Here is a 2,243-nt window from a genome sequence, read left to right as displayed (position 1 = left end):
GCGTAAGCCGCAGGGCCGCCGGGTTCGAAACAGCTTTGCGCCCGTTTATGCGCCCAGGTATGCGGCCTTTATTTCAGGGGTGTCCGCCAGTTCGGCGGCGGTTCCCTGGGCCACAATGCCTCCGGTGTCCAGCACATAGCCCCGGTCAGCCACCTGAAGGGCCAGGCGGGCGTTCTGTTCCACCACGATGACGGTGAGTCCTTCGCTGTTGAGCCTTTTGAAGGTGCGGAACATGTCGTACATGAGCAGCGGCGAAAGGCCCATGGACGGCTCGTCCAGCAGGATGACCGAGCAGCTTGTCATCAGCGCCCTGCCCACGGCCAGCATCTGCTGCTCGCCGCCGGAGAGCGTATCGCTGCGCTGGTGAATGCGCTCTTTCAGACGCGGAAAAAGGTCAAAAACCCTGTCCATGTCTTTTTCCACGCCGCCGTCCTTGCGGGTCCAGGTGGCAAGCTTGAGATTTTCGCGCACGGTGAGGTTGCCGAAAATATGCCTGCCTTCGGGTACAAGGTCCATCTTGAGGCGCGCCACCACGTTGTGCGGCTCTGTTTTGAGTATGGACTCTCCCTTGAAGCGTATGTCGCCGCTGAACACCGAGGGAGATTCCGGCGGGGGCAGGCGCATGACCGCTTTGAGGGTGGTGGATTTTCCGGCGCCGTTGGCCCCGATGAGCGTGACTATTTCGCCCTCGTTCACATGAAAGGATATGCCGTGCAAGGCTTCTATCTTGCCGTAGCCCGCATAGAGATTTTCCACTTCAAGCAGCATGATGCCCCCTACACGTTCTCGTCGCCCAGATATGCCTTGATGACATCGGGATTGTTCTGGATTTCCTGCGGTGTGCCGCTGGCGATGGTCTGGCCGAATTCCACCACGGTAATATGCTGGCAAAGCGACATGACCACCTTCATCTGGTGCTCGATCATCCAGATGGCAATCTTGAACTGGTCGTAAATCCAGCCGATATGCTTGATCAGGCCGTCCACATCGGACGAGTTGAGCCCGGCTGCCGGTTCGTCCAGCAAAAGCAGCTTGGGGTCGGTGGAAAGGGCGCGGGCCAGTTCTACCCGGCGCTGCAGCCCGTAAGGAAGGTTTTTGGGCAGTTCTTCCGCCACGTGTCCCAGTTCCATAATTTCCAGAATTTCCGCCGCCTTTTTCTTGACGCGCTTTTCCTCGCGTCCGTAGCGGCCCGTGTTGAACCATGCGTCCAGCAGGCCGTAGCCCAGGCGGCTGTATTGCGACACGCAGATATTGTCCAGCACCGTCATGCCGGGCCACAGGCGGATGTTTTGAAAGGTGCGCGCCATGCCCAGGGTGGTCACCTCATGCGGCGCAAGATTGGGCCGGTACTTGTGGCCGTCAAAGATGATTTCGCCTTCGGTGGCGTGGTAAAAATGCGAAGCCAGGTTGAATACCGTGGTTTTTCCCGCCCCGTTGGGTCCGATAAGGCCCGTGAGGCTGTGGTCCTCTATCTGTATGTTGAAGCATGACAGCGCGATAAGACCGCCGAAGCGCTGTGTTACGTCTTTCATTTCAAGCAGTGCCAAGGTTCGCCCCCAGTACGTTGTCAGTCATTGAACACGTATTCGCACAACAGTGACGCCCGCGCCGCCTATTCCACGCGGGCCGGGGCAAGCAGCCTTTTGAGCCGGGGAAAAACCTGGGTAAGTTCGCGGCCGCCCAACAGCCCTTCAGGACGAAACTGCATAAGAAGGATAAGAATGAGGGGAATGAGCACCCACTTCCATTCCTGGCTGATCATGAAGCTGTCGGGAACAAAGGGCAGATGATGCATAAGGTCGCTGAGGGCGGGCAGGGCGAAGCGCAGCACCTCGATGAGCAGTGTAAAGAGTATGGCCGCCAGCACCGAACCGGAAAGTGAGCCCATGCCGCCCAGATAAACCATGACCATAGCCTCGGTGGACTTCATGATGCCGAAGCTGTTGGCGTAGATGGAGCTGAACATGTGGGCATACACAGCTCCGGCCATGCCAGCTATGCCTGCGGACACCATAAAGGCCACAAGTTTTACCTTTTTGGTGTCGACGCTCATGATTTCCGCGGCAACCTCGTTCTGGCACACGGCCGGAATGCCCTTGCCCAGGGTGCTGTTCACGAGCCGGTACAGCATCATGATGGACACCATCACAAGCAGCACCACCCACACCATCATCCACGGCAGGTCGGCCACGCCCTCCATGGCGCGCACGACGCCGCGCATGCCGGAAAGGCCGCGCGGTCCG

3 protein-coding genes are annotated in these 2,243 nt (G+C 58.8%); all 3 read right to left on the bottom strand.

What is annotated here, in order from left to right:
• Window positions 1-45: 45 nt before the first annotated feature.
• On the bottom strand, window positions 46-768 hold the full coding sequence (locus tag V6C07_RS06825; RefSeq protein ID WP_333535600.1) for an ABC transporter ATP-binding protein: 723 nt from the start codon (window positions 766-768) through the stop codon (window positions 46-48).
• Between the two features lie 8 nt (window positions 769-776).
• Window positions 777-1,547: an ABC transporter ATP-binding protein gene (locus tag V6C07_RS06820; protein ID WP_333535599.1), complete on the bottom strand. Its 771-nt coding sequence runs from the start codon at window positions 1,545-1,547 to the stop codon at window positions 777-779.
• 65 nt (window positions 1,548-1,612) lie between these two features.
• Window positions 1,613-2,243 (bottom strand): branched-chain amino acid ABC transporter permease (locus tag V6C07_RS06815; protein ID WP_333535597.1); only part of this gene is annotated, 631 nt, incomplete at its 5' end.

Origin of the sequence: Desulfovibrio sp. 1214_IL3152, from assembly GCF_036763055.1 — a bacterium.
In the GTDB taxonomy this organism is placed as follows: Bacteria; Desulfobacterota; Desulfovibrionia; order Desulfovibrionales; family Desulfovibrionaceae; genus Desulfovibrio.
This window is presented reverse-complemented; position numbering and strand designations above follow the sequence as displayed.

Coding starts and splice junctions, on each gene's coding strand:
- V6C07_RS06825 (WP_333535600.1), bottom strand. CDS start 768: ATGCTGCTTGAAGTGGAAAATCTCTATGCGGGCTACGGCAAGATAGAA.